This is a genomic window from Methylobacterium sp. Leaf85, from assembly GCF_001422125.1.
In the GTDB taxonomy this organism is placed as follows: domain Bacteria; phylum Pseudomonadota; class Alphaproteobacteria; order Rhizobiales; family Beijerinckiaceae; genus Methylobacterium; species Methylobacterium bullatum.
This window is the reverse complement of sequence record NZ_LMME01000009.1, coordinates 1-23,563: the sequence shown is the minus strand read 5'-3', so window position 1 is coordinate 23,563 and position 23,563 is coordinate 1. Positions and strand designations below refer to the sequence as shown.

Here is a 23,563-nt window from a genome sequence, read left to right as displayed (position 1 = left end):
TTCCCGAAGACAGGCAGGGACGGATCGTCAGGCGGCTTTGGGCAGGGACGCCATGTCGATGACGAAGCGGTATTTCACGTCGCTCTTGAGCATGCGGCCATAGGCCGTCTCGATCTGGTCGATGGGGATGATCTCGATGTCGGAGGTGATTCCGTGCGCGGCGCAGAAATCGAGCATCTCCTGCGTCTCGGCGATGCCGCCGATGAGCGAGCCGGCGAAGTTGCGCCGCCGCCAGATCACGCTGAACACGTTGACCGAGAGCGGCTTCTCCGGAGCGCCCACCTGCACGAGGGTGCCCTCGCGCTTGAGCAGGCCGAGATAGGCGTTGATGTCGTGGTCGGCCGCCACGGTGTCGAGGATGAAGTCGAAGGTCTCGCCCTGTGCCGCCATGGCGTCGGGATCCTTCGAGATCACCACCTCGGAGGCGCCGAGCCGCCGGGCATCGGCCTCCTTGCCGGGCGAGGTGGTGAACAGGACCACATGCGCGCCCATGGCGTGGGCGAGCTTGACGCCCATATGGCCGAGGCCGCCGAGCCCCACCACGCCGACCTTCTGCCCGGCCTTCACGCCCCAGTGGCGCAGGGGCGAATAGGTGGTGATGCCCGCGCAGAGAAGGGGGGCGACGGCGGCGAGATCCAGGTTTTCGGGGATGCGCAGCACGAAGTGGCCGTCGACCACGATATGGCTCGAATAGCCGCCGAACGTGTGTCCGCCGGTCTGCGGCTCGGGGCCGTTATAGGTGCCGGTGAAGCCGGGCACGCAATACTGCTCCAGCCCTTCTTTGCAGCTGTCGCATTCGCGACAGGAGGCGACCATGCAGCCGACGCCGGCGAGGTCGCCCGCCTTGAAGGCCGAGACCTCCGCGCCGACCCGCGTCACCCGGCCGACGATCTCGTGGCCGGGAACGCAGGGGTAGAGCGTGCCGCCCCATTCGTTGCGGGCGGTGTGCAGGTCCGAATGGCAGACGCCGCAATACAGAATCTCGATCTCGATATCGGAGGGGCCCGGGTCGCGACGCTGGAAGGTGAAGGGCGAGAGCGGCGCTTCCGCGCTGGTGGATGCGTAGCCGGTGCAGGTGAACATGCTCGTATCTCCGCGATCTGCTGGCCGAGGCGGCCCGGTGCCACCCCGCCCCATCCTCGCCCGACCTCGTCATCGACGAAAGTCCCGGCATGCCGCTATATACATCTGAACATACCGGTCGCTCAAGGATTGATCGCCCGACGGCCCGGCCTATCGTCGATCCTCACCGGAACGATTCCAGGGTGTGGCGCGGCGAGGGGCGGTGAGATGGCGACGTTGAGCATCCGGATCGATCTCGGCCCCGGGAACCGCCTCGGACCCGGCAAGATCCGCCTCCTCGAAATGGTCGCCGAGCACGGTTCGATCTCCGCGGCGGGCCGGGCCCTCGGCATGTCATACCGGCGCGCCTGGACGCTGATCGAAGCGGTGAACACCGGCTTCGGCCGACCGGTGGTCGAAGCGCAGATCGGCGGCAGGAGCGGCGGCGGCGCGCGGCTCACGGCCTTCGGGACGGTTCTGGTCCGCGATTACCGCGCCATCGAGGCGGCGGCGGAGAAAGCGGCCGCGCCGTACCTCGACGCCCTCGACCGGGAGACGGTCGCGGCGGAGATCCGATAAACGAGCAACGCTCCCCAGCGGCACCGTTCACGCCTCGTCTTCACGTCTGCGCTGGATGTCCAGCGCCGCCTCCACCACCGCGTCGACCTCGAAATGGTGCAGCATGTGGCCGAGGCCATGCAGCCATCGGAAGGTCGCGTCCGGGATCAGGCGCGCGGCTTGGCGCCCGTGCATCAGCGGGTTGGTGACGATGTCGGCGCTGCCGCACAGGATGGCCACGGGCACGCGGCAGGTGGCGTAGCCGAGCGCGCTGCGGGAGAGGTCGCTCCACAGCATGTTGGCGTTCTCGCCATCGGCGACGAGGCGCCGGGACTGGCCCGCGAGGCCGAAGGGGAATTCGGCGGCGAAACGCGCCGGCATCGGCTGCGGCAGGAACATGGCCCGCCACAGCAACGGCATCAGGAGAGCGTCGCTTCCGGCGAGCATCCTGGACAGCGCGTCCCCGCCCATCGGGCTGGCGCGCGGCCCGAACAGGACCTGCTCGAGGCGAGGCTCGGGAAAGCAGATGGGTGAGATGGCGACCACGCCGCCCGCCTCGTCGGGATAGGCCATGCCGAAGGCGAGGCAGACGGCCCCGCCGAAGGAATGGCCGACGAGGACCGGACGCCGGAGCCCCAGGCCCCGTGCGACCTCACGGACGATCTCGGCCTGCCGCCAGACCGACGCATCGCTGAAGGGGATATGCTCGCTCTCGCCATGGCCGGGGCGGTCGATGGCGACCACGCGGAAATGCCGCGACAGCGCCTCCATCGGGCCGAGCCACATGTCGTCCAGGGTCATCACTGCGCCGTGGACGAGGATCAGGTCCGGCCCCGACCCCGCTTCCACGTAGGCGATCCTCGGCCCGGCCGGGATGTCGAGGAAGCGGCGCGGCGGCACAGCCCCCCATCGCGTCACAGGCGGGGGCAACGCTTCGGGGAGAGCTGCATCGCGGCTTGGTTCGGCATCGATCCTCAACGCCACCTCAGTATCGTCTTCCGGGCAAAGACTTGCGGCCGAGGATCACGGCGGCGGTGGCGGCGAGGCCCGCCACGGTGCCCATGGCCACGAGCGGATGCAGGGTCGCCCGGGTATAGGCGCTCGATCGCATGACGGGAAACGGCGGCGAGCCCCTGACCGCGCCGGCACCGCGCGGAGCGTGCAAGGCTCCCTCGGAATGCTCCGCCGGCTCGGATCGCTGCTGGAGCGCGATGATGGCGGAGGCCAACCGGTCGTAGGCGCCGGGCGCGAAGTCCTTGCCCATGACGAACAGCTTGCCGCCGCCACCCACGATGATGTCGCGCTGGCCATGCTCTGCCGCATGAAGGATCGCGTTGGCGACCTCCTCCGGCGGGTAGATCGGCGGCGGCAGGGTCGGGCGCCGGTCCATGTAGTTGCGGGCGCGGTCGGGGAGCGGGGTGTCGATGGAAGCGGGCTTGATCAGCGTCACGGTGACCGGCGCATCCTCCGCGATCAGCTCCATGCGCAGCGTGTCGGTGAAGCCCTTCACCGCGTGTTTCGAGGTCGCGTAGAGGCCCTGGAATGGGAAGGCGAGGTCGGAGGCGATGCTGCCGACATTGACGAGCGCTCCCCCGCGCCGGCGCAGATGCTCGACCGCGATCAGGGAGCCGTTCACCGTGCCCCAGAGGTTCGTCCGGATGAGCCGCTCGTGGTCCTCCTGGGCGATTGCCGAGAGCGGCCCGTAGACGGTGAGGCCGGCGACGTTCACCCAGGTGTCGAAACCGCCGAAGGTGGCGATGGCAGCGTTGGCGATGGCCTGGACATCCTCGCGGGACCCCACATCGGCCACGACGGAGACGGCCCGGCCGGGGCCTCCGAGTTCCTCGCAGAGTCCGGCGAGGACATCCCCGCTCCGTGCGGCGAGGACGACACGTGCGCCCCGCGCGGAGGCCATGCGGGCGGTGGCGAGGCCGATGCCGCTCGATGCCCCCGTGATCACGATCACCTGCTCGCGCAGGGGTTTATGTCTCATCGGCGGGGGCTCCCGGTCGCTGCAGGGGTTGGAAAGAACCTCCAAACCTACGCCTGAGCCGGGAGTGCGTTGCCGGCGCCGCCGGCCTGCGCGGTTTTCACGCGCGCCCGCCCCTCACCCGCCCGTGAGCCTGTCAGCCGCCGGTGAGGCTTTCGGCGAAATCGTCGGGCACCTCGCCGAACTGGCCGAGGATCGTCGCGCTTTCGAGTTCGCCGGTCTCGTCGTCGGCCACCACCTTCAGGGCGGCGGTGCCGGGCATGCGGCCGGACATGGCCTCCGCCTTCTTCAGCGCACCGCTCTCCGTTGGCGCCACTTCGCGGTCACCGGGCACGAGGCGCTTGCGCTTGATCACGAAGGTCTGGACCACGAACGTCGTCTTCAGGGCCATTGCCGTCTCCGTGGGCCGCACCGCCCTCCCTGCCTCATAGGCCGGGCGCGGACGCCTTACCAGAGACGGATCAGGCCGTAGCCGACGCGCGCATCCACGATCTCGATGCCGAGAAGGCCAATGAGGAGGAGGCTCACCCGGAACACAGCCGGGCCGAAAGCGCTGGAGAACAGGAAGAGCCCCGCCAGGATCAGGTTGACGTGCAGGGCCGCCTGGTCGGCGACGCGGCGCACGGGCTCGGGGAGCCAGGGCTGAAGGATGCCGTAACCGTCGAGGCCCGGAAGCGGCATCAGGTTGAGGATGATGGCGGTGCCCTGGAACAGGGCGGAGACGGCCAGCACCGCCCGCAGCGTGTCGGACTCCTCGCCCGTGAGGGAATAGAGCAGGGCCAGCGCGAGGAGGACGAGGCCGTTCATCGCCGGGCCGGCCGCCGACACGGCGGAGATCCAGACCTTGCTGCGAAGGAGATGGGTGTTCACGAACACGCGTCCGCCGGGAAACCCGATCCCGCCGAGGATCGTGAACAGCAGCGGCAGGACGATGGAGGAGAGCGCGTCGGCGTAGAGCCGCGGGTCCAGGGTGAGGTAGCCGCTGCGCGGGATGTCCGCATCGCCCCCTTTCCAGGCGACGAAGGCATGGCCGAACTCGTGCAGGCACAGGCTGAGCAGCCAGCCCGCCATCACGAAGACGAAGGCCGCGCCGGACCCCTCCACGACGCCGGTGCCGATGGCGAGGCCGGTCCCGAGGAAGATCAGGGCGATCAGCAGGAAGTTCGCGCTCGGGCCGACCGGAAGGGTCGCGGCGCGAACCTGGCTTGGCGGAAGCTCTGACGACATCTCACCCCCGATGGAGCCTCGGACCGACGGACGGGCGGCGGCGGGTGACGATCCCGGCCTTCCCTCCGTGCGCACCCCCGCGCGGCACTGTCGCAACGCGGGATGCTTCGTGCGCATGACACGATAAAGTGGTGGTCTCAACAGCGCACCGTCCCCGACGGCGCTTCTCGTCCACTCTTCCGTGAGCCAAGCCCGCCCCGCATGACCCTGCTCCGCGTCCTCCTGTTCCTCGCCCTCGGGCTTACCGCCTCGGCCCTCGGCGCCCTGTTCCTGTTCCAGCGTCATCTCATCTATCCCGGCGCTTTCGGGGCCGGTTTCGGCGAGGGCGAGCGCGGGGTGCCGGCCGGGACGGAGGCGGTCACGCTGACCACGTCCGACGGCCACCGCCTCTACGGCCTGTGGCGGGCGCCGGAACCGGGACGCGGCGTGGTGCTGACCTTCCACGGCAACGGCTCGTTTCCCGAGCCGCATGCCGCGCGGTTCTCGAACGGGGTCTGGCGCGCCGCCGGCTGGGGCACCCTCGCCATCGCCTATCGCGGCTATCCGGGCTCCACCGGATCACCGAGCGAGGCGGGCCTCATCGAGGACGGGCTGGCCGCCTACCGCTTCGTGCGCGACCGCGCCCCGGACGCGCCGATCCTGCTCCACGGCCATTCCATGGGGGCGGCGGTGGCCGTGGCCCTGGCCGCACGCGAGCCGCATCTCGGCCTCTATCTCGAAGCCCCGTTCGTCTCCCTCACCCGCCTCGTCGGCGAACACTTCCCTCTGCTGCCCCGGCTGCTCCTGCGCGATACCTGGCGCTCGGATCGCCGCATCGGTGCGGCGGCGGGGCGCATCCTCATCGTCCACGGCACCGACGATCCCGTCATTCCGGCGGCCCATGGGCGCGACCTCGCGGCCCTCGCCGGCACCAGGGCGCGGTTCGTCGCGGTACCGGGCGATCACGTCTCGCTCCTCGGCCAACGCGATGCGGAGGCGGAAGCGACGTTCCGTCCCGTCCTGAGTGCCGAGCCCGTTCCGACAATGCCGCTTTGATACCGGCAGGATGGGAGACGGGAATTTGGGACGACGCGCCCGGCAATGGCGGGAGGACGAGGAGACCGGCAACCGCTCGTCCGGCCCCGCGATCTGCCCGCTCTGCGAACGGCCGATCCCGCCGCGCGCCAAATCGAGCCTGCACCACCTCACGCCCAAGCTGAAGGGCGGCGCCAAGGCCGGCACCGTCCGCCTGCATCAGATCTGCCATTCGGCGATCCACGCCCGCTACAGCGAGGCCGAGATCGCCCGGCGTCTGGCCGATATCGAGGTTCTGCGGGCCGACCCCGAAATCAGCGGCTTCCTCGCCTGGGTGCGCACCAAGCCGGACGATTTCCACGCCGCGACGCGGATGACGCGGGCTCGCAAGCTCTCGCGCCGCAAGGTCTCCTGACGCCCCGCCCCCCGGCGCCTCGCCCGCTTCGAGGGTCCGCCGCGGACTGCCCGGCATCCGAACCGTCGCGTTGACCGTGCATCCGGCATCGATCAAGGAAAGCTGCATCACAGGCAGCCGGCCTTGACCCCGGATCGGCCATGCTCGTCCCCGGATTGCGACGGAGTGCAGCTTTGGCCCCAGCGACCCAGATCCCAGGCCCCGGCGCCGAGGAGGCCCTGAGACTCGCCTGGGTCGATGTCGCCAAGGGCCTGTGCATCGTCCTCGTGGTGATGATGCACTCGACCCTCGGCACCGGCAACGAGATGGGTGGCGAGGGCTTCCTCCACAATGTGGTCGCCTTCGCCAAGCCGTTCCGCATCCCCGATTTCTTCCTCCTGTCGGGTCTGTTCGTCGGCCGCGTGATCGACCGGGACTGGCGCCTCTTCGCCGACCGGCGGGTGGTGCATTTCGCCTATTTCTATCTGCTCTGGGTCCTCATCCAATCGGCGGTGAAATACGGCCAGATCGTCGATGGCGCCGGGCCGGGGGCTTTTCTCGCCCATCTCGCCCACGCTCTGGTGGAGCCCTATTCCACCCTCTGGTTCATCTACCTGCTCGCCGTGTTCTCGGTGCTGACGAAGCTGCTGCGGGGCCTGCATCCGGCGCTGCTCCTCGGCGGGGCCGCCCTGCTCCAGAGCCTTCCCCTCGACGGATATTCGGATCTCGTCACCGAATTCTGCGGCCGCTACGTCTGGTTCGTCGCCGGCTACCTGTTCGCGGCCCGGATCTTCCGGTTCGCCGACCTCGTCCGTCGCCACCCCCGCGCCGCCCTCGTCGGCCTGGCGGCCTGGGCCGTGGTGAACGGCCTCTTCGCCTTCACCGCCACCGGCCACGCGACCTTTCCGACCCTGGCGAGCCTGCCCCTCGTCAGCCTCGCCCTCGGCGGGGCCGGGGCGCTCGCCATCGTGGCCGTCGGCGCATTGCTCACCCTCGCCGGGGGGCCTTTGACGGCGGCGCTCAGAGCCTGCGGCGAGCGCTCGATCGTCATCTACCTCGCCTTCTTCCTGCCCATGGCGGCGACCCGGATGCTGATCGTGAAGACCGGCGCCGTCACCGATATCGGGCTGGCCAGCCTCGTCGTGACCCTCGTCGCCGTGCTCGTCCCCCTCGCCATCGAACGGGTGGTGCGCCACACGCCCTTCGTCTTCCTGTTCCGCCGCCCGGCGGCATTCCACATCGTCGCCGAGACGCCGCCACGATCCGCGACGACGGCGGCGGCGCGCTGAGACGGCGAAGTATTCAGAGATAGCGTTTCCGGGCGATTCGCGATGGAAGGCGGGTCCGAAGCCCGGCCCTCACACCGCGAAAAAATCCACATCGCCCCGGAACCGCACGCCGACCTCTGCGTTTCACGCGTGCGAGGCCATGAACGGCTCGCACCTTGGCGCCGGACACGGTGTCCGGCGGCCTTTGTCATCACGTTGCTCTTCAGGAGGATGTGGTCATGAGGACCTTGGATTTCGCACCGCTCTATCGCTCGACCGTCGGTTTCGACCGCATGATCTCGCTGCTCGACCAGGCAGCCCGCGTCGAGCCGTCGACGACCTGGCCGCCCTACGACATCGAGAAGGTGGCCGACGACGCCTATCGCATCACCATGGCGGTCGCCGGCTTCACCCCGGATGAGATCGACCTGACGCAGCACGACACCGTCCTCCAGGTCACGGGCCAGAGGACCGGCCGGAGAGGCGACCGGACCACCGACCAGGACGGGGAGCGCGCCTATCTGCATCGCGGAATCGCGACGCGGCCCTTCCGGCAGACCTTCAACCTGGCCGACCACGTGAGGGTCACGGGCGCCAGCCTCGACAACGGACTGCTGACCGTGGACCTCAAGCGCGAGGTGCCGGAGGCCCTCAAGCCCCGCCGCATCGCCATCGCCGGCGCGACGAGCCCCATCGGCCAGGACAACGCGCAGGTTCAGGACAACGCGCACGCGCAGGTCGAGGACCACGCCGAGGCGGCCTGAACCCGCCTTGAGCCATGACAGTCGAACCTCGGGGGCCTTCGGGTCCGCGAGGGCCGCATCGTTTTAGTCCTGCCTCACAGCCATCAGGGAGGATCGATCATGTCGATGAGGGAGACGCACTTGTCCCGTTCCGGCCTCGGAACGTCCGGCCTCATGAACGGCCCCATGAACCCAGCCGCGACCCAGTCCGCCTCGTTCGAGGCGTGGCAGGCCGTGGTCGCCCCCGGGGACGTGTTCCGTCATCCGCGCGAGGTGCTGGCGCACCCGCTCCTCTCCCGCGAGGAGAAGCGGACGATCCTGGCCTCCTGGGTCTCGGACGCCTGCGCCCTCGAGAACGCACCGGGCCTGCGCTGCCTCACCGGGGCCAGGGCCGAGCCGGTCACCGTCGAGGCCCTGCTCGCGGCGCTCGCCGAACTCGACGGCCCCGCCGCCCCGGAGACGGCCGCCGGGGCCCCTCGGCCTGCGCCGCGCCGCCGGCCGCGCCTCGCGAACCTGCACCGCTATCTCCGCCCGCGTCGCCGCAACGACGACGACGAGCCGCCGCCCTGCCCGGCGACGATCATGCCCCGCCCCCGGACGCCGCCCAGCGCGGACGCGATCCCGGCTTGAGGGGGGTCGCTCGACGCGCGCCGCATCGGCAGACAGAACCGCCGCCGAGGGGCAGCGGTTGCGGCGCGCGATCGAGCCCGTGCTCGTGAAGACTCTCATCACCCTTCCCTCGCCAACCGAAACGAATGATTTTCGACCTTAGGCACTAGCGAGGAAGGTCGACTCAGGGTGGGGAGCAGCCATCAGGTGTGGGTTGCTCGCAGCCAGGGTATGACGGCTGTGGCCTCAGCTCTGGCATCCTCCACAGTCGCGAAGAGGCCGGAAGGTGGGTATCCTTCCCGCCACATTGCGGGCGCATTGTCCCAGCCGTCGTAGAAGCTATCTTCAGTGTAGAAAAAAAGGCCGTCCTGCCGCTGATGGATGGTTAGACGTGATCGGCCGTCGTCGCGTGCGAACTGTTGAGCGATGCTCATAAACATGGCCTGTTTTGCAAGTGCTACTAATCCCTCGTGCTTCCCAAGCTATTGAACCAGCGGCTCTTAAAATCTGCAATGGGTGGGAAGCAGTCATTATCTAGTTACGGAAATATTTGGTGTAGCACGTTGAGGGCCACGAAGGAGAGAACTATTAGGATCGCCACACCAGCAAATAATGTCCTTCTAAATTTCTCTATAAGCGGCTTATCGTGCTCATTGATATTGAAGAATTGGGCTTCCTCTAAAGATACAGCGATTGAAGGACTAAGCACACCAAAGCCAAAAGGATATTTACCCTGGAGCTTCCCACGAATGCGTTTTAAAAGCACCACTAGTAGGAAGATGCCGGCTATGAAGCATAAGACAATAACTGCAAGCGGTGCAAAATCTTTCATTCATACCAAGCCATGATTATTACTGGATCGTAGTACGGGGTTCGGTTTCAGCCAACGTCCGAGATAGGTCGGAAGTGGCTGTTCATTACCCCTTGCCGTTCTCGCACAGCAGCGCTTCGAGTAGGGGGATTTCGCCCTCCACATCCTCGTTCCCTAAGAAGCAGGAGTATTCGATGTGTCCGTCCTCGAACACGTCGATTTCGATCCGCTCGCCGACCAGGGTCGCCGTGACCATAATGCTGTCGTCGCGATGGCGGTCGAGACGATAGTGGACCCGCTTCCGTTCGAGCAGGCGGATCACGCGGTAGAGTTCGTGGGTCATCACCATCACGGGTGCTGAGATTGGTGCGGGGTCAATGTCTGAGTTGGGTCGGGAGCAGGCTCGACCAAGTGTCAGGCGTCCCACCGCCGCTCCTCCCCCCACCTCCCCATCGGACATTCGCCTAAAAATCCTATAATAGGAATTTATGATTGACAGCGGGACGCTCCTCGGGTATCAATGAGGAACGCTCAGGAAGTGTGACGAGAGGGGCAGCGAGATGGAGCTTCCCCTGGAGACACGCCGGCTCGTCGAGCAACTGATGCGGACGACGAGCATGACGAGCCGCGAGATCGCGGAGCGGACGGGGGTCCGCCCCCAGACGATCAGCACGTGGAACCGCCAGCATGGCTGGCGCGAGGGGGTGAGCGACGCGCAGCGTCGGCTCGACCCCGGAGCCTGGGCGCCCGCGCGGCGGCGCGCCGTGGAGACGCTCTACGGGATGATGGAGATCGAGCCCGCGACGCTGGCTCTGGCGCTGGGCGGCACCGTCGCCGGTGCGCCGGCCCTGTTCCGCGCCTGCGGCTTCGCGCGCAGGCCGCGCGCCCGCCCGGCACCACGCCCGCCGAAGGCCGGGGCGGCCCCTTCGGCGGCGCGGGTGATGGACAATCTGGGCGAGGCCCTGCGCGCCCATATCGGCCGCCAGATCGCGCGGTTCGACGCGGCCCTGAGCGGCGAGACGCCGCCCGCGCTCGATTCCGCGAAGGTGCTGCGCGACCTCGGCGGCCTGAAACGGCTGCTCGACGACCTCTCCAGCGAAGACCGGGAGCGAAGCGATGCGCAACGCAACCTTGCGGACGGGGCTTCTGCGACGTCCCGCCCCCCGGCCGATGACAGCGACCTGCCCGCCCTGCGCGCGGCAATCGCGGCGCGCTATGCGGCATGCCTCGGCGAGCGGCCGGATGCCGGCCTTCCTCGCGAGCCTGCCGCCGCACCTGATCCGGGCGCTGGCCTCGGACTGGCTCCATAACGCCCGGAGCGACCAGCTGCCGCCCTGCCCGTCGCGGGGGGACTGGACGACCTGGGCGGTGATCGGCGGGCGCGGCTCGGGCAAGACCCGCACGGGGGCCGAATGGGTGCGGGCCCTGGCCACGGGCGACCCCGCCTTCTGCGCCCGGGCGGTGGGCCGCATCGCCCTCATCGGCGAGACCTATGCCGACGTGCGCGACGTGATGATCGAGGGGCCGTCCGGCCTGCTGGCGCTGGCCGGGGCGCGGCCGCTCTGGTCGCCCTCGCGGCGGCGGCTCGAATGGGCCAACGGCGCGGTGGCGATGGCCTTCTCCGCCGAGGAGCCGGATTCCCTGCGCGGGCCGCAATTCGGCGCCGCCTGGTCCGACGAGATCGCCAAATGGCGCCGGCCGGACGCCACCTACGACATGATCCAGTTCGGCCTGCGCCTCGGCGACCGGCCGCGCAACCTCGTCACCACCACGCCCCGGCCGATCCCGCTGATCCGCCGCATCCTCGCCGATCCGCTCACCGTGGTGAGCCGCTCGCGCACCGCCGACAACGCCGCCAACCTCGCGCCCTCCTTCCTCGACGCCGTGGTGGGGCGCTACGCCGGCACGCGGCTCGGGCGGCAGGAGCTCGACGGCGAGCTGATCGAGGACCGGCCCGACGCGCTCTGGACGCGGGAAGGGATCGAGGCCGCGCGCCGGGACGGGATGCCGGAGCTTCGGCGGATCGTCGTGGCGGTGGACCCGCCCGCCTCCTCGAAGGCCGGGGCCGATGCCTGCGGGATCGTCGCCGCCGGGCTCGGGCCGGACGGGCATGCCTATGTGGTCGCCGACGCCACGTTGGGCCGGGCGAGCCCGCAGGCCTGGGCCGGCGCCGCCCTGGCGCTCTATCATCGCCTGGAGGCGGACAGCCTCGTGGTCGAGGTCAACCAGGGCGGCGAGATGGCCATCGCCGTCATCGCCGAGGTCGACGCCTCGGTGCCGGTGATCCCGGTGCGGGCGACGCGGGGCAAGTATCTGCGGGCCGAGCCGGTCTCGGTGCTCTATGCGCAGGGCCGCGTCCACCATGTGGGGAGTCTCCCGGCGCTCGAGGACGAGCTCTGCGATTTCGGGCCGGGCGGCCTCTCCAGCGGCGCCTCGCCCGACCGCCTCGACGCCCTCGTCTGGGCCCTGACCCACCTGATGCTGGGCCCGAGGGCCGAGCCGCGGATCCGGCGGATGTGAGCGCATTCCCCTCTCCCCTTTGCGGGCTACTGGATTCACACATCTCCTTTTCCAGGCTGACGCGTCCCTCTCCCCCTTGTGGGGAGAGGTCAGGAGTGGGGGTGGTTCCGCCAGCCTCCGCGGCTCGAGGGTCGCCCGACCACCCCCACCTCCAACTCCTCCACACAAGGGGGAGGAGGGCAGGGCGGCGCTGCCCGAGAGATGTGTGAATATCGTCCCCTTTTCGGGGGAGGGTGGCCCTCTCCCCGCGTGCGGGGAGAGGGGAGCACCGCCTTCTCAGGACAGACCTGCGCCGCCCCTCTCCCGGTCGCTCCGCAACCACCCTCCCCCGCAGAGGGGGGAGGGTTGTTCCCCGTCGAGGACATTCCCATGCCGAACCTCCTCGCCCGCCTCGCGCGGGCCGCCTTTCCCGTTGCCGAGACCAAGGCGGCGCCGGTTTCCGGCCTCGGCATCGCCTTCTATGGCGAGGGCCGGGCGGTCTGGACCGCGCGGGATTACGGGGCGCTGGCGCGGGAGGGGTTCCAGCGCAACGCCATCGTCCACCGGGCGGTGCGGCTGGTGGCGGAGGCCGCGGCCTCCCTGCCCCTGGTGCTGACGGACCGGGCGGGGCCGCATCCGCTCCTCGCCCTCCTCGCGCGGCCGAATGCCCGCGAGGGTGGATCGCGCCTGCTGGAGACGCTCTACGGGCACCTCATGGTCTCGGGGAACGCGTATCTCGAGGCGGTGAGCCTCGACGGCACCCCGCGCGAACTCCACGCTCTGCGTCCGGACCGGATGCGGGTGGTGCCGGGTCCCGACGGATGGCCCATCGCCTACGACCATACCGTCGGCGGGCGGGTTCTGCGGCACGACCAGACCCGCGAGGGCGTGCCGCCGATCCTCCATCTCACCCTGTTCCACCCGGCCGACGACCATTACGGCCTGTCGCCCATGGAGGCGGCGGCGGTGGCGCTGGACATCCACAACGCCGCCGGGGCCTGGAACAAGGCGCTCCTCGACAATGCCGCCCGGCCCTCCGGGGCGCTGGTCTACGCCACCTCCACCGGCGCGACCCTGAGCGACGCGCAGTTCACCCGCCTCAAGGGCGAGCTGGAGGCGAATTACCAGGGCGCCGCCAATGCCGGCCGGCCGCTGCTGCTGGAGGGCGGCCTCGACTGGAAGCCGCTCTCGCTCTCACCCAAGGACATGGATTTCGTGGAGGCGAAGGCCGCCGCCGCCCGCGAGATCGCCCTGGCCTTCGGCGTACCGCCCCTGCTGCTCGGCCTCGCGGGCGACAACACCCACGCCAATTACGCCGAGGCCAACCGCGCCTTCTACCGGCAGACGGTGATCCCGCTGGCACGCCGCACCGCCGAGAGCCTCGCCCAATGGCTGGAACCCTCCTTCGGCCCCGCGCGCCTGGAGCCCGACCTCGACGCCATCGAGGCGCTGGCGCCGGAGCGGGAATCGCTCTGGCGCCGGGTCCAGGCGGCGGACTTTCTTAGCCAGGCGGAGAAACGCGAGGCGGTGGGCTACGGGGCGGCGTTGTAGGTCGGTCAGTTCCAGGTGTGCAGCACCGTGCGCCAGTCGTTGCCCTCGCGCTCCAGGACGTTGACCCAGTTGCCCTCGAACGTCTTCTTCGCGCCCCCCTCGCCGGGGCCGGACATGGACCAGCGCCCGGTGACGAGGAGAACGTCCCCCTTCATCTGCGCCGAGTTGACCTTGATCGCGTGCTCCTCGAACCCCTTCGCCTTCAGCCCGGCGAAGAAGGCACCGATCTTGTCGGCGCCGGATACGGGGGCGCCCTTCGGAATCACCATGGCATCGGTGGTGTAGAGGGCCTTGAGGCCGTCCATGTCGCCGGAATTATAGGTCTTGTCCCAGCGGGCCGCCGCGGCCTGGGCATCGGCGGTGGGATCCGCGGCTGAGGCCGGGATCGGTCCAAGCAGGCACAGCAGAACGGATGCGATGCATAGCTTAACGCCCAAGCTCATGATGATCCCCCATTTCCGACTCGCAGCCGATCGAAGTCGAATAATGTCACTGATCTGCAATGAGGAAAGCGAAATATTGGTGTAACCGCGCGGATATTGCCAACCCGGCCGATCGTCTCGATCGGCGCGCGACAGTTCGGGTGTCACGTCGATCGAGCCGGTGGCTTATCTGGAAGGTCCGGCCCGAACGATATCCGTGAGGGTGAAATCCTCGCCCTTGAACAGCAGGACCGCCTGATGGGCTCTCGCGCAGGCATAGGCATGGCAATCGCCCATGTTGAGGGACGCCGGATGCCGGCCCTTGCCGAAGCGCTCATAGGCTTCGACAGCGAGTTCGAACTCGCGCCCGGAAATCGGAACAAGGCGGATATCCGACTCCTCGCAGGTCAGGCGAACCCGTTCGCGGGCCGCCTCGACCGTGAAGGCGTAGCTGCGCACGAGGCCGGCGATGGTTTCCCAGAGCGAGAGCGCCGAACACAGCCTGTCGGGATCGGTCTCCAGGATATCTGCGAACGCATCGGCCTCCGCCTCGCCGGCGATGATCGCGATCAGGGCGGAGGCATCGACGAAGAGCGTCATTCTCCGCTCAGGTCGTCGAAGAAGGCCTTGTCGGCGGCCTGCCCCGTGGGCTTCGGCAGTGGATGACGGGCCCTCAAGGCGGCGAGGCGTTCGCGCAGCGGCACCGGAGGGGTCAGACGGCTCAGTTCGGCCGTGACGGCCCGGCGCACGGCCTCGGACTTGGTGACGCCGGACGCTTTCGCGAGCTTTGCCACCAGGCCCGCTGTCTCGTCGTCCTTGATGTAGAGCGGCATGCGCACCTCCGAGATATCCTTCGCATGATAAGGATATCCCGCCCTCTCCCTACTGTCACCCCACCCAGCGGGAGCCCGCCATGGACGGCCATTTCACCGGCTATGCCAGCTTGTTCGGCGTGCCCGATCTCGGCAACGATGTCGTGTCCGCCGGGGCCTTCGCGGCGAGCCTCGGCGAGCGCGGGGCCGCCGGCGTGCGGATGCTGTTCCAGCACGATCCGGCCGAGCCGATCGGGCGCTGGCTCTCCCTGCGCGAGGATGCGCGCGGCCTGCGGGTGGAGGGGGTGATCAATCTCGCCGTCCAGCGCGGGCGGGAGGTCGACGCGCTCATGCGCGAGGGTGGCCTCGACGGTCTGTCCATCGGCTTTCGCACCCTGCGGTCGAGCCCACAGCGCGGCGGCCTGCGCCGCCTGCTGGCGGTCGACCTCTGGGAGATCTCCCTCGTCACCTTCCCCCTCCTGCCCGGCGCCCGCGCCGCCGTGCCGGACGGGACGGCGGCGCCCCTCGCCATGGAGCTGCGCGCCTTCGCCCGTCGGCTCGCCCCGCGCGGAGCGCCGTCCGGCCGGCCCGCCGTTTCCCCCTTCACCCTCCCCTCCGTCGCCCAACCCAAGAGGCTCGCATGACCGTCCACGTCTCGCCCAACGCCGCTGCCGCCGCCCCGGAGACCAAGGCCGACCCGTACGCCCTTCTCGAAAACAAGGCGGCGCGCCCCGCCTCCGACGCCGAGGTGGGCGCCGCCATGGGCGAGCTCTCCCGCGCCTTCGAGGCCTTCAAGGAAACCAACGACAGCCGGCTCGCCGAACTGGAGGGTCGCCGCTCGGGCGACGCGCTCACCGAGGAGAAGCTCGCCCGCATCGACGCGGCCCTCGACTCGGCGCGCACCCGCCTCGACCGCCTGACCCTCGACGGCCGCCGTCCGCCCCTGGGCGAGGACGGGCCGAGCCGTCCGGATCCGGCGTCCGTCGAGCACAAGGCCGCCTTCGATCTCTATGTCCGGGCGGGCGAGAGCGGCGGGCTGAAGCGGCTGGAGGAGAAGGCGCTCTCGGCCGGCTCCGGCCCCGATGGCGGTTACCTCGTGCCGCAGGCCATCGAACGGGACGTGTTGCGGCGGCTCGCCAATCTCTCGCCGATCCGGTCGCTCGCCACGGTGCGCACCATCTCCGGCGGGCTCTACAAGCGCGCCGTCTCCACCACCGATGCGGTCTCGGGCTGGGTCGCCGAGACCGCGGCGCGGCCCCAGACCGACGCTCCGTCCCTCTCGGAACTGAGCTTCCCGGCCATGGAGCTCTATGCCATGCCGGCGGCGACCCAGACGCTCCTCGACGATGCCATCGTCGATATCGACGCCTGGCTCGCCGACGAGGTGGAGACCGCCTTCGCCGAACAGGAGAGCGTCGCCTTCGTCACCGGCAACGGGGTCAGCCGCCCGCGCGGCTTCCTCAGCGTGGACAACGTGGCGAATTCCGCCTGGGTACCGGGCAAGCTCGGCTTCGTCGCCACGGGCGCGGCCGGGGCTTTCCCCACCGCCAACCCGTCCGACGTGCTGTTCGACCTCGTCTATGCCCTGCGGGCCGGCTACCGCCAGAACGCCAGCTTCGTGATGAACCGCAAGGTCCAGAGCACGATCCGCAAGATGAAGGATGCCGACGGAAACTACCTGTGGCAGCCGCCGGTCTCGGCCGACAGGATCGCGACCCTGCTCGGCTTCCCCGTGGCCGAGGCCGAGGCGATGCCGGACATCGCGGCCAACAGCCTGTCCATCGCCTTTGGCGACTTCAAGCGCGGCTACCTCGTGGTGGACCGCGCCGGCCTGCGCGTCCTGCGCGATCCCTACTCGGCCAAGCCCTACGTGCTGTTCTACACGACCAAGCGCGTCGGCGGCGGCGTGCAGGACTTCGACGCGATCAAGCTGCTGAAGTTCGCGTAAACTTCGCTGCCCCCGGTCGAAACAGCCTGGGGGCGGCCCTTGCAGCGCCCTACCGCCGACCCGGCCGCGCCATCCAGTCCGAGCGGTTGGAGCGGCGGAAGCTCGCGGGTGCCTCGCTCTGGGAGAGCTGCGCCATCTCGGCGGCGCGGGAGGTGATCCAGCCGGCATGCTGGCCGGTGGGGGTCACCGCCGTGAAGCCGCCGCAGGCGGTGCGGGCGCGCTTGTCCTGGCGCATGGCGCCGCTCGACCAGCTGACCACGCCGACGATCTGGTAGCCGCCCGGACCGCCGCGCAGGATCGGCCCGCCGGAATCGCCGAGGCAGGCGCCGGCTCCCGCCGTCTCGGCGAGCTTGCGCCGGTCGGTCACCACCGTGACCGTGTTGGCGACCTGGAGCGAGCCGATGGAGACCAGATGCGCCTGCCGCAGGGTGCGGGCGGTGTTGCGGCGGTTCTCCGCCACCACGCCGAAGCCGGCGATGTCCACCGACTCGCCGGTGCCGATGGCCCCGCCGCCACGCGGATCGAGGGGCTGGAAATCGGCCCCCAGGGGCTCGGACAGCTTGATGAGGGCCAAGTCGATGCCCGGCTGATCCTCCGGCGTGGTGCCGGGCACGAAATCGGGGTGCATCGACGCCGCGATGGCGGAGATGCGGCGCTGGCGGAACGACCGGTCGACGGCGACGACGCTGTAGCCGGCCTGGTGCATGACACAATGCGCGGCGGTCAGCACGAGATCGGGACCGATGAGCGTGCCCGAGCAGATCTCGCCCTGGGTGCTCTCGATGCGCACCACCGAGGCGCGCAACCCATTGGGATCACGGGAGACTTCGCCGTTGATCACGGCAAAGGCCGGAGCCGGAATCAGCCCGACCAGCGCCGTTACGACGGCCCTGCGGAGCGCGGTCGCGAACATCGTGTCTCTCCCGCGCCCGTCTGAAAGCCCCGGACGTCCCTGGAATGAAGCCTAGCCTAAGGCAATCCCTCGGCCAAGCTCCGGTTCCGTCGCTGAGGCGGCGCGGCGTCAGGGCGCGGACCAGCCGGCGGAGCGGCCCCATCCGGCGAGGGTCTGGTCGATCCACTCGCGCTGCGGCCCCAGCAGGACGCCCTGCGAGATGGCGCCGCAGGCGCCGCCCCCGACCCAGGCGGAGACGGCCAGCGGCGGCCCGCCGGGCGCATCCGCGATCGGCCCGCCGGAATCGCCCTGGCAGGCGCCGGATGCGCCGCCGGACGGCTTCATCCAGACCAGGATGCGGCTCTGCCCGTAGGGCTCGACCACGGGGAGGACGGCGCTGCGGAAGGTGCCGGTGGTGCGCGCCTCGCCCGGTTTCGACACCCCGTAGCCGGAGAGGACGAGGCTCTCGCCGGCGCGCGGCAGGGCGGTGCTCAGGGGGGTCGGCCGGAAGCGGCTGGGAAGCGGTGTCGCGGTGCGGATGAGCGCCAAGTCGATGGAGCGCCGGCGCCCGGCGATGGCGCCCGCATCGTAGCCGGGATGGACCGTGCGGGCCGCGAGATCGACCAGCACCGGCTGGCCCGCCTCGTCGCGAAAATGCACCCGGTGCTCCGCGCCGCCCCGGCGGGAGCCCACCGCCACGCAATGGCCCGCCGTCAGCACCGCATCCTGCGCCACGACGATGCCGGTGCACACGCCGCCGTTCGAGGACAGCACCATCACGGCCGAGCCGGCCGCCTCCGGCGCCTCGCGGCCGCCGACCACGGCACCGGCCGGCGCGGCGGCGAGGCCGAGCAGCAGCGCGACACCCGCAGACCGCATGTCGAGATCCATTCCGCCCATCCCCTTCATCGCCCCACCCGGAGACGACGATGAGTCCGATACGCGTCGATGCCGCCATCGTCGAGCCGGTCACGTTGGCCGACATGCGCGCCCACCTGCGCCTCGACCCGGACAACACCGCCGAGGACGGTCTGGTGGAGGGCCTGATCGCCTCGGCCCGCGCCATGGTGGAGCTGGCGACGCGGCGCATCCTGGCGCCGGGCCGCTACGGGGTGATGCTCACGGCCTGGCCCGCCGACGGGTTCGTGCCCCTGCCCCTGAGCCCCCTCGTCGCCCTGGCGAGCGCGGGCTCGGTGGATGCGACCGGGACCGTCACGGCCTTCGCCCCCGGCCTCGTCCGCCTCGCGCCGGATACGGTGGAAGCGCCGGGGCTGATCGTCTCCCCCGCCCTTCCCTCGCTCGCCCGGGCCGCCGCCCTGATCGAGGTCGATGCCGGATACGGAGGGGCGGGTCCACCGGTCCCCCCCGCCCTCGTCCAGGCGATCCGGCTCGTGGCGGCGCACGGGTTCGAGAACCGGGGCGACCTGCCGGTGACCCTCGCCCCGATGGTGGAGGCGCTCGTCGCGCCGCACCGCCGGATGCGCCTCTAACCGTACCGTCCGGAGCTCTGCCATGACGCACCCGCCCATCGGCGCGCGGCGACGCCGCTACGTGCTCGAACGCTTCGTCGACGACCCGGACGGTTTCGGCGGGCACCTTCGCCGGTTCGTGGCTGGCCCGCTCCTCTGGGGCACGCTGGACTCCACCGGCCATGCCGAGCGCACGCGCGGCGGCCGGTCCGATGCGGTGGCGACCCACCGCATTCGCATCGCCTACCGCGCCGACGTCACGCCCGCCATGCGGCTCGTCTCCGGCTCGCGCCGCTTCGCCATCCGCGCGGCGGGCGATCCCGACGGGCGCGGGCGCGACCTCGTCTGCGAGGTCGAGGAGCTGATCGAAGCCACGGGAGCCCCGACGTGAGCGATGCCCTGTCCCTTCCGGCCAACCCGCTCCTCGCCCTGCGGGCCGCCATCCTCACCGTCCTCGGCACTGATGCGGAGCTTGGCCGGCTCATGGGCGGCGCGGTCCGCATCCATGACGAGCCCCCGCGCGGCGCGGCGCCCGTCTACGCGCTGTTCGGCCCCGCCGAGATGCGGGACGATTCCGTCGACGGCGCGCTGCGCCATACCCATCGGCTCGGGCTGATCCTCTTCGCCAGGCCCGGATCGAGCCGCGGCGCCATCGAGGCCGCCGGCCGGGCCGCCGCGCTCCTGCACGAGGCGCTGCTCTCCCCCGCCGGCCATGGCCTGTCGATCCTGCGGGTCGAATCCCTCGCCTGCGCCCGTGACGAGCGCAGCGGCGAGACCCGCGCCATCCTCACCCTCCAGGCCGTCACCGAGCGGCTGCCGACCTCCTGAACCGGTTTTGCTCCGCGGAACCGGTGGCCACCTTTGCGAAACCCGCTTCAAGGAGCGACCCCATGAGTGCCCAGAAAGGCAAGGACCTCCTCATCCGGATCAGCGAGGGAACGGGGTTCACGGCGGTGGCCGGCCTGCGCGCCCGGCAGCTCGCCTTCAACGCCGAGACCGTGGACGTGACGAGCGCCGAATCCGTCGGGCGCTGGCGCGAGCTGCTGGCCGGGGCGGGGGTGCGCCGCGCGGCCGTCTCCGGCTCGGGCGTTTTTCGCGACGAGGCCTCCGATGCGCGCCTGCGCCAGATGTTCTTCGACGGCAGCATCGACACGCTGCAGGTCGTGGTGCCGGCCTTCGGCACGATCCAGGGCCTGTTTCAGATCACCAGCCTGGAATATCGCGGCGACCATGCCGGCGAGGTGACCTTCGACATGGCCCTCGATTCGGCCGGGCCCCTCACCTTTACGAGCCTGTGATGGCCAACCGCAGACGCGGAGAGGTCTCCGTCGCGATCGGGGACCGGCGCTACACCCTGTGCCTCACCCTGGGAGCCCTGGCCGAGTTGGAAGACGCGCTCGGCGCCTCCGATCTCACCGGCCTCGCGGGCCGCTTCGCCGAGGGCCGCCTCGCCAGCCGCGACCTCATCGCCCTCCTTGGCGCGACCCTGCGCGGCGGCGGCCACGATCTCGACGACGAAGCGGTGGCGCGGCTGCCGCTCTCCGGGGGGATCGAACCCATCGCAACGGCCCTCGGCGAGGCGCTCGCCGCCGCCTTCGGGGCCGAGACGCCGGACCCTTGAGCCCCACGGGCGGGACGGCGCCGGAGGCTCCCTCCGCCTTCCCGTGGGACGAGGCCATGGCCCTGGGCCTGAACGCCCTGCGCTGGAGCCCGCGCGACTTCTGGGCGGCGACGCCCCGCGAATTGATAGCCGCCGCCGGTCGCGACGGCCGCCGCGACGCGACCGGCGCCGCCGACCTGCGGCGGCTGATGGATGCCTATCCAGACCCGTCGTGATTTGGTTCGGCCGTCGATGAAACCCGGCTCCCGCGCGAGCCGCCGTGCTGTCCGCGAGGGACGTCTCGTCCCAAAAAACCACCTCATCCTGAGGTGCGGCGACAGCCGCCTCGAAGGAGCCCTCCAGCCCACTCTGCGGCTTCTGGAGCCCTCCTTCGAGGCCTTCGCTGCGCTGCGGCACCTCAGGATGAGGTCGGTGGATCGGATGGGGACGGGGAGAACCGAGCCCCTGAGACGCAGATGACAGGAGGCACCCATGGCCGAGACCGAGATCGACCGCACCCTCGCCGCGCGGGCGAAGCAACTGAGCACCCTGGACAATCTGGCCCAGAAGTTCGGCGACAGCCTGAGCAAGGCCTTCACCGGCACGGTCGGCCCGGCCAAGCAGCTCGACGGGGCGCTCACATCCCTCGTGACCAAGCTCGCCGGCATGGCCGGCAAGGCCGTCCTCGACCCGGTGAAGGGCGGCATCGAATCCCTGGTGCGGAGCCTGATCAATTCCGGCGCTTCGAGCACCGCCTTCGCAAAGGGCGGGGTGATCTCCGGCGGGAAGGTGCGCCCCTTCGCGAGCGGCGGCGTGGTGGCCGCCCCCACCTACTTCCCGATGCGCGACGGGACGGGCCTGATGGGCGAGGCCGGCCCGGAGGCGATCCTGCCCCTCACGCGGGGCAGCGACGGGCGTCTCGGGGTCGCCGGCGGGGCGGCGGGGCAGCCGGTCTCCGTCACCGTCCATATCGCGACGCCGGATGCAGAGAGCTTCCGCCGCTCCGAGGCGCAGGTGGCCGCCGCCCTCGCCCGCGCCGTAGCGCGGGGCCGTCGCGCATCCTGACCATCATCCAGGGAGGCCCGCAATGGCCGGTGATTTCCACGAGGTCCGCTTTCCCCTCGACGTGGCGCTGCGCGGCAGCGGGGGGCCGAGCCGCCTCACCGAGATCGTGACTTTGGCCTCGGGGCGCGAGCACCGCAACAGCCGCTGGGCCGATTCGCGGCGGCGCTACGATGCGGGCCTGGGCATCCGCACCCTCGACGCTCTGCATGCGGTCCTGGCCTTCTTCGAAGAGCGGCGCGGGCGCCTCTACGGATTCCGCTATCGCGACCGGATCGACCATCGCTCGGGGCCGCCGAGCCAGGCGGTGGGGCCGGGCGACCAGCCACTCGGCCTCGGCGACGGTGCGACGCGGGTGTTTCCCCTCGCCAAGACCTACGGCACCGGGCCGCTGCCCTATCGCCGCCTCATCGCCAAGCCGGTGGCGGAGACCGTGCGGGTGGCGGTGGCCGGTGTCGAGCGACCGGCCTCTTCCTTCACCTGCGACGGCACCACGGGCCTCGTCACCCTGGCGACGGCCCCCGCCGCGGGCGCGCCGGTGACGGCGGGGTTCTGGTTCGACGTGCCCGTCCGCTTCGACACCGACGAGCTCAGCGTGGACCTCCAGGCCTTCAGCGCCGGAGAGATCCCGAACGTGCCGCTCATTGAGATCGTGCCCTGACCGGAGCCTGAACGCATGCGCGACATCCCCGCCGCCCTCGCCGCGCATCTCGCCGGCGGGTCCACCACCTTGTGCCATTGCTGGTCGCTGACCCGGCGCGACGGCCTCACCCTCGGCTTCACCGACCACGACCGCGACCTCGTCTTCTCCGGCATCACCTTCGCTGCGCGCTCCGGGTTAGAGGCCGCCGAAGCGAGCGCGGAGCTCGGCTTCGCGGTGGGGGGCGGCGAGGTGGCCGGGGCGCTGACCTCGCTCGGCATCGCCGACGCGGACGTGGCGGGCGGGCTCTACGACACGGCGGGCGTCGAGACGTGGCTCGTGGACTGGACCGATCCGGGAACGCGTCTCCTCCTCGATGTGGGCACGATCGGCGAAATCCGCCGGGCCGGCACCGCCTTCGTCGCGGAGCTGCGCGGCTTGATGGACCGCCTCGACGAGGAGCGCGGCCGGACCTTCCGGGCCACCTGCGGGGCCGATCTCGGCGATGCGCGCTGCCGCGTCGATCTCGCCGATCCGCGCTTCCGCACCACCGGGACCGTTCTGGCGCCGGCGCAGCCCGGCGAGATGCTGACGGCCCTGGCCGGCGCCTTTCCCGCCGGCCGCTTCAGCGGCGGGCGGCTCACTTGGAACTCGGGAGCGAATGCGGGACTCGCCAATGACGTCCGGTCCCACACAGTGGTCGAGGGGGGCGCCCGGATCGAACTCTGGCAGGAGCCGCCCTGCGCCATTGCCGGCGGGGACCGATTCACCCTCACGGCCGGATGCGACAAGTGTGCTCGTATCCAAGGATTGTCCGCATTCATCAGGTTAAACGGGGCAAACTCTGAGGGAGTATATCCGCAAGTGCCTCCAGTGTTTGCCCGCTTCACAATGTAAAGGGCGGACCAATTCCAGGCCGCTGCGGCGGAGTAAAACCAGGCCAGTGGCGGTCGGCCGCTTGAACGATGAAGGGGCCCGATCGGGCCCCTTCA

32 protein-coding genes are annotated in these 23,563 nt (G+C 70.3%); 20 read left to right on the top strand and 12 right to left on the bottom strand.

Features of this window, described 5'->3' with window-relative positions:
- Positions 1–27 precede the first annotated feature (27 nt).
- Entirely contained in the window at positions 28–1,083 is a 1,056-nt protein-coding gene (locus ASF08_RS07725; protein WP_018041718.1) for an NAD(P)-dependent alcohol dehydrogenase, read from the bottom strand.
- Between the two features lie 207 nt (positions 1,084–1,290).
- On the opposite strand from ASF08_RS07725, the gene ASF08_RS07720 reads away from it, so the two are divergent.
- Positions 1,291–1,641: a winged helix-turn-helix domain-containing protein gene (locus tag ASF08_RS07720; protein WP_056143419.1), complete on the top strand. Its 351-nt coding sequence runs from the start codon at positions 1,291–1,293 to the stop codon at positions 1,639–1,641.
- 27 nt (positions 1,642–1,668) lie between these two features.
- Here ASF08_RS07720 and ASF08_RS07715 read toward each other — a convergent pair whose 3' ends face one another.
- The 4 genes from ASF08_RS07715 to ASF08_RS07700 form a co-directional block, all read right to left on the bottom strand.
- Positions 1,669–2,520: an alpha/beta fold hydrolase gene (locus ASF08_RS07715; protein WP_244474481.1), complete on the bottom strand. Its 852-nt coding sequence runs from the start codon at positions 2,518–2,520 to the stop codon at positions 1,669–1,671.
- Positions 2,521–2,605: 85 nt separating this feature from the next.
- Entirely contained in the window at positions 2,606–3,613 is a 1,008-nt protein-coding gene (locus ASF08_RS07710) for an SDR family oxidoreductase (protein ID WP_056143416.1), read from the bottom strand.
- A 133-nt stretch (positions 3,614–3,746) separates the two neighbouring features.
- Positions 3,747–4,001 carry a hypothetical protein gene (locus ASF08_RS07705; RefSeq protein ID WP_027171111.1) on the bottom strand — a complete coding sequence of 85 codons (255 nt, stop codon included), beginning with the start codon at positions 3,999–4,001 and terminating at the stop codon, positions 3,747–3,749.
- Between the two features lie 56 nt (positions 4,002–4,057).
- Positions 4,058–4,837 carry a site-2 protease family protein gene (locus ASF08_RS07700; protein WP_056143412.1) on the bottom strand — a complete coding sequence of 260 codons (780 nt, stop codon included), beginning with the start codon at positions 4,835–4,837 and terminating at the stop codon, positions 4,058–4,060.
- A gap of 201 nt (positions 4,838–5,038) precedes the next feature.
- Between ASF08_RS07700 and ASF08_RS07695 the strand changes: the two genes are divergently transcribed.
- The 5 genes from ASF08_RS07695 to ASF08_RS07675 all read left to right on the top strand — a co-directional run bounded on the left by ASF08_RS07695 (position 5,039) and on the right by ASF08_RS07675 (position 8,886).
- Entirely contained in the window at positions 5,039–5,872 is an 834-nt protein-coding gene (locus ASF08_RS07695) for an alpha/beta hydrolase (RefSeq protein ID WP_056143411.1), read from the top strand.
- Positions 5,873–5,882: 10 nt separating this feature from the next.
- Positions 5,883–6,266: a restriction endonuclease gene (locus ASF08_RS07690; protein WP_187273525.1), complete on the top strand. Its 384-nt coding sequence runs from the start codon at positions 5,883–5,885 to the stop codon at positions 6,264–6,266.
- Positions 6,267–6,406: 140 nt separating this feature from the next.
- On the top strand, positions 6,407–7,534 hold the full coding sequence (locus ASF08_RS07685) for an acyltransferase family protein (RefSeq protein WP_443136806.1): 1,128 nt from the start codon (positions 6,407–6,409) through the stop codon (positions 7,532–7,534).
- Positions 7,535–7,752: 218 nt separating this feature from the next.
- Positions 7,753–8,277, top strand: coding sequence for an Hsp20 family protein (locus ASF08_RS07680; RefSeq protein ID WP_056143408.1), 525 nt, complete (start codon positions 7,753–7,755; stop codon positions 8,275–8,277).
- 99 nt (positions 8,278–8,376) lie between these two features.
- Positions 8,377–8,886 (top strand): hypothetical protein, encoded by a 510-nt coding sequence (locus ASF08_RS07675; protein WP_056143405.1) that lies wholly within the window; start codon positions 8,377–8,379, stop codon positions 8,884–8,886.
- A 517-nt stretch (positions 8,887–9,403) separates the two neighbouring features.
- Here the strand turns inward: ASF08_RS07675 and ASF08_RS24635 are convergent.
- Both ASF08_RS24635 and ASF08_RS07665 read right to left on the bottom strand, forming a co-directional pair.
- Positions 9,404–9,697 carry a hypothetical protein gene (locus tag ASF08_RS24635; RefSeq protein ID WP_156629504.1) on the bottom strand — a complete coding sequence of 98 codons (294 nt, stop codon included), beginning with the start codon at positions 9,695–9,697 and terminating at the stop codon, positions 9,404–9,406.
- A gap of 85 nt (positions 9,698–9,782) precedes the next feature.
- Entirely contained in the window at positions 9,783–10,019 is a 237-nt protein-coding gene (locus ASF08_RS07665; protein WP_056143598.1) for a hypothetical protein, read from the bottom strand.
- A gap of 217 nt (positions 10,020–10,236) precedes the next feature.
- On the opposite strand from ASF08_RS07665, the gene ASF08_RS07660 reads away from it, so the two are divergent.
- The 3 genes from ASF08_RS07660 to ASF08_RS07650 all read left to right on the top strand — a co-directional run bounded on the left by ASF08_RS07660 (position 10,237) and on the right by ASF08_RS07650 (position 13,726).
- Positions 10,237–10,986, top strand: a complete 750-nt coding sequence (locus ASF08_RS07660) for a hypothetical protein (RefSeq protein ID WP_056143400.1) — start codon at positions 10,237–10,239, stop codon at positions 10,984–10,986.
- Complete coding sequence (locus tag ASF08_RS07655) at positions 10,919–12,196, top strand: DNA-packaging protein (protein WP_056143395.1); 1,278 nt, start codon at positions 10,919–10,921, stop codon at positions 12,194–12,196. Before ASF08_RS07660 ends, ASF08_RS07655 begins: the two co-directional genes overlap by 68 nt.
- A 369-nt stretch (positions 12,197–12,565) precedes the next feature.
- Positions 12,566–13,726, top strand: coding sequence for a phage portal protein (locus tag ASF08_RS07650; RefSeq protein WP_056143392.1), 1,161 nt, complete (start codon positions 12,566–12,568; stop codon positions 13,724–13,726).
- A 5-nt stretch (positions 13,727–13,731) separates the two neighbouring features.
- Here ASF08_RS07650 and ASF08_RS07645 read toward each other — a convergent pair whose 3' ends face one another.
- The 3 genes from ASF08_RS07645 to ASF08_RS07635 all read right to left on the bottom strand — a co-directional run bounded on the left by ASF08_RS07645 (position 13,732) and on the right by ASF08_RS07635 (position 14,981).
- Positions 13,732–14,169 carry a YybH family protein gene (locus tag ASF08_RS07645; protein WP_056143389.1) on the bottom strand — a complete coding sequence of 146 codons (438 nt, stop codon included), beginning with the start codon at positions 14,167–14,169 and terminating at the stop codon, positions 13,732–13,734.
- A gap of 165 nt (positions 14,170–14,334) precedes the next feature.
- Positions 14,335–14,748: a type II toxin-antitoxin system VapC family toxin gene (locus tag ASF08_RS07640; RefSeq protein WP_056143386.1), complete on the bottom strand. Its 414-nt coding sequence runs from the start codon at positions 14,746–14,748 to the stop codon at positions 14,335–14,337.
- On the bottom strand, positions 14,745–14,981 hold the full coding sequence (locus ASF08_RS07635; RefSeq protein WP_056143383.1) for a type II toxin-antitoxin system VapB family antitoxin: 237 nt from the start codon (positions 14,979–14,981) through the stop codon (positions 14,745–14,747). Before ASF08_RS07635 ends, ASF08_RS07640 begins: the two co-directional genes overlap by 4 nt.
- A gap of 80 nt (positions 14,982–15,061) precedes the next feature.
- Here ASF08_RS07635 and ASF08_RS07630 point away from each other — a divergent pair, with 80 nt between their 5' ends.
- Positions 15,062–15,604, top strand: coding sequence for an HK97 family phage prohead protease (locus ASF08_RS07630; RefSeq protein WP_056143379.1), 543 nt, complete (start codon positions 15,062–15,064; stop codon positions 15,602–15,604).
- Positions 15,601–16,908 carry a phage major capsid protein gene (locus tag ASF08_RS07625; RefSeq protein ID WP_056143377.1) on the top strand — a complete coding sequence of 436 codons (1,308 nt, stop codon included), beginning with the start codon at positions 15,601–15,603 and terminating at the stop codon, positions 16,906–16,908. The genes ASF08_RS07630 and ASF08_RS07625 overlap by 4 nt, the downstream gene beginning before the upstream one ends.
- Positions 16,909–16,957: 49 nt before the next feature.
- On the opposite strand, the gene ASF08_RS07620 is transcribed toward ASF08_RS07625, so the two are convergent.
- A complete protein-coding gene (locus ASF08_RS07620; protein WP_056143374.1) occupies positions 16,958–17,821 on the bottom strand; it encodes a S1 family peptidase in 864 nt (287 codons plus the stop codon).
- 108 nt (positions 17,822–17,929) lie between these two features.
- Positions 17,930–18,700, bottom strand: coding sequence for a S1 family peptidase (locus ASF08_RS07615; RefSeq protein WP_056143372.1), 771 nt, complete (start codon positions 18,698–18,700; stop codon positions 17,930–17,932).
- Between the two features lie 29 nt (positions 18,701–18,729).
- On the opposite strand from ASF08_RS07615, the gene ASF08_RS07610 reads away from it, so the two are divergent.
- The 9 genes from ASF08_RS07610 (at position 18,730) to ASF08_RS07565 (ending at position 23,468) form a co-directional block, all read left to right on the top strand.
- Entirely contained in the window at positions 18,730–19,290 is a 561-nt protein-coding gene (locus tag ASF08_RS07610) for a head-tail connector protein (protein ID WP_056143370.1), read from the top strand.
- Between the two features lie 22 nt (positions 19,291–19,312).
- On the top strand, positions 19,313–19,660 hold the full coding sequence (locus tag ASF08_RS07605) for a phage head closure protein (protein WP_056143366.1): 348 nt from the start codon (positions 19,313–19,315) through the stop codon (positions 19,658–19,660).
- Positions 19,657–20,097, top strand: a complete 441-nt coding sequence (gp17, locus tag ASF08_RS07600) for a tail completion protein gp17 (protein WP_082473118.1) — start codon at positions 19,657–19,659, stop codon at positions 20,095–20,097. Before ASF08_RS07605 ends, gp17 begins: the two co-directional genes overlap by 4 nt.
- 62 nt (positions 20,098–20,159) lie before the next feature.
- The gene (locus ASF08_RS07595; protein ID WP_018045758.1) at positions 20,160–20,567 is read left to right on the top strand and encodes a phage major tail protein, TP901-1 family; all 408 of its coding nucleotides are present in this window, start codon (positions 20,160–20,162) and stop codon (positions 20,565–20,567) included.
- Positions 20,567–20,890 (top strand): gene transfer agent family protein, encoded by a 324-nt coding sequence (locus tag ASF08_RS07590; RefSeq protein WP_056143364.1) that lies wholly within the window; start codon positions 20,567–20,569, stop codon positions 20,888–20,890. The genes ASF08_RS07595 and ASF08_RS07590 overlap by 1 nt, the downstream gene beginning before the upstream one ends.
- Positions 20,887–21,105, top strand: coding sequence for a phage tail assembly chaperone (locus ASF08_RS07585; protein WP_056143362.1), 219 nt, complete (start codon positions 20,887–20,889; stop codon positions 21,103–21,105). Before ASF08_RS07590 ends, ASF08_RS07585 begins: the two co-directional genes overlap by 4 nt.
- 256 nt (positions 21,106–21,361) lie before the next feature.
- Positions 21,362–21,934: a phage tail tape measure protein gene (locus ASF08_RS07575; protein ID WP_056143358.1), complete on the top strand. Its 573-nt coding sequence runs from the start codon at positions 21,362–21,364 to the stop codon at positions 21,932–21,934.
- 22 nt (positions 21,935–21,956) lie between these two features.
- Positions 21,957–22,592 (top strand): DUF2460 domain-containing protein, encoded by a 636-nt coding sequence (locus ASF08_RS07570; RefSeq protein WP_056143356.1) that lies wholly within the window; start codon positions 21,957–21,959, stop codon positions 22,590–22,592.
- 15 nt (positions 22,593–22,607) lie between these two features.
- Positions 22,608–23,468, top strand: coding sequence for a DUF2163 domain-containing protein (locus ASF08_RS07565; protein ID WP_056143353.1), 861 nt, complete (start codon positions 22,608–22,610; stop codon positions 23,466–23,468).
- The last annotated feature ends 95 nt before the right edge of the window (positions 23,469–23,563 follow it).